Raw genomic sequence first — 2,231 nt, 5'->3', positions numbered from 1 at the left:
CTGAAACGCGATGCATACTATAAATACCTAAGACGGTGGGAAAGGTACAAGTCTGTTGAGTCGCAGGTAATACTGCTGGTAAAAGAAGAACGCAAAGAGCAGCCAAGGGTTGGTGTACGTAAATTGTATGAAGCCTTGAAGCCAGCATTCGAAAAAGAAGGGGTAAAGCTTGGCAGGGATAGCCTGTTTGATATACTCAGGCAGCACAGCATGCTGGTAAGCAGGAAGAAGGCTAGTTATAAAACAACCAATTCCTATCACCATTTCCATAAATACAATAACCTGATAAAAGAGGTGCAGGTTACAAAGCCCAACCAGGTGTGGGTATCGGATATAACGTATATCCGCACGGTGAAAGGTTTTTGCTATTTAGCCCTGGTTACCGACTTGTATTCACGGAAAATTATCGGACATGACCTTAGCGATTCGCTGGAGCTGGCGGGCTGCCTACGGGCCCTGCGAAAGGCCCTGTGGCACACAAAGCCAGCGGCCGGGCTTATACACCACTCCGACAGGGGTGTACAGTATTGCAGCCATATGTATGTAAATGAGCTAAAAAGAAAAGGAATTAAAATCAGTATGACTGAAGAAAAACATTGTTATGAAAATGCCATTGCAGAAAGGGTTAACGGAATATTGAAAGACGAGTTCTACCTCGACCAATGCTTCTTTTCAACAGCTCATGCAAAAAGGGCAACAAAAAGTGCAATTAAAGTTTACAATAATAAAAGGCTTCATGTATCTTTAAGGTATAAAACACCAAATATGGTGTTTAATGATGTTGCTTAATACAATGTTTAACCTGTAGCCGTATTCTAGGACTAGACATATTAAAAAAACCGGGTACAAATTTGACAAATTGTCGAAATTAATATAAATTGCGTCAAACAAATGACGGCATTATGAATTATTTAGTCAGAGACTTATCAGAAAATATTATCAAGAAATTACAATCCAACAAAGTTGTAATAGTATTTGGAGCACGAAGAGTCGGAAAAACTGTTCTTGTTAAAGAGTTACTTGAAAAAATTAACGAACCTGTGCTTTCTTTAAATGGTGAGGATATTAATGTGCACGACAAACTTGCAATTAGAAGTGTTGAAAATTACAAGCAACTTTTAGGTTCATACAAATTTCTTTACATTGACGAAGCTCAAAAAATTCCAGAGATTGGTTTAAAACTAAAACTTATGATTGATGAAATTGAAGACTTGAAAATAATCATCTCAGGCTCTTCTTCTTTTGACATTCATAAGGATGCAGGAGAACCGTTGACTGGAAGAAAGTACTCATTCAACCTTTTTGCACTTTCTGAAAATGAATATAATCAAATCGAAAATAACATAGAGAAAATTGATAAAGTAAGAGAAAGATTAATTTTTGGCAATTACCCAGAGTTACTACACCTTCCTGACCGTGAAGACAAAATAGACTATCTGAATGAAATGGTCAGTTCATATCTTCTAAAAGATATCTTGGTATATGAAAACATAAAGAATTCACAAAAAATATTTAACCTCCTACGGCTAATTGCATTTCAAATTGGAGGAGAAGTTTCTTTGCAAGAACTTGGAAAGCAACTTGGAATTAGCAAAAATACAGTCGAAAAATATCTTGATTTATTAAGCAAAGTTTTCATACTTCACAAAGTAGAAGGTTTTAGCAGAAACCTGAGAAAAGAAATTACCAAAAATTCAAGATGGTATTTTCTTGATAATGGAATAAGAAACGCTGTAATTGCAAATTTTAACCCGATTGAATCTCGTAACGATATTGGTTCGCTATGGGAAAATTATATGATAAGTGAGCGACTTAAATATCAAGAATACAAAAGACTCTCCTCAAATAACTATTTCTGGAGAACATACGAGCAACAAGAGGTTGACTGGGTTGAAGAAAGAGATGGTTCTTTATATGGATTTGAGTTTAAATGGAAAGAATCAAAAGTTAAAATACCTTCACAATGGAAAAATGCTTACCCCGATTCATCATTTGAAGTAATAAACCAAAACAATTTTGAAAAATGGTTGACATAAAATACTAAAGCTAACACGTGGTATAAGGCATGGCTGGGTTCGTGCGGATTCGACACAGTCGAATCTCGTCCTAACCTCGTCTTCGGTCGGACTGGTCAGCCTCTCGTCTGACCGCCACGACCTCATACCACCACCGTTACCAAACAGTTTGACCCGTCCTAAAAAAAGGCTACACAAAATGTAGCAATTATGTAT

At 36.7% G+C, this 2,231-nt stretch carries 2 protein-coding genes; both read left to right on the top strand.

Annotated features, from left to right (window positions below):
• Positions 1–789, top strand: a 789-nt coding sequence (locus tag K5G00_RS29120) for an IS3 family transposase (RefSeq protein ID WP_238770087.1), incomplete at its 5' end; no start/stop codon positions are given.
• A gap of 113 nt (positions 790–902) precedes the next feature.
• A complete protein-coding gene (locus K5G00_RS29115; RefSeq protein WP_238770085.1) occupies positions 903–2,036 on the top strand; it encodes an ATP-binding protein in 1,134 nt (377 codons plus the stop codon).
• The last annotated feature ends 195 nt before the right edge of the window (positions 2,037–2,231 follow it).

It is taken from the genome of Maribellus maritimus, from assembly GCF_022267315.1.
GTDB classification, from domain to species: Bacteria; Bacteroidota; Bacteroidia; order Bacteroidales; family Prolixibacteraceae; genus Draconibacterium; species Draconibacterium maritimum.
Note: the sequence above shows the minus strand (reverse complement) of the source record. Positions and strands in the feature narration are given on the sequence as shown.

What these genes read in the sequence shown, in the direction of transcription:
- K5G00_RS29115 (WP_238770085.1), top strand. Translation starts at nt 903, where the DNA reads ATGAATTATTTAGTCAGAGACTTATCAGAAAATATTATCAAGAAATTA.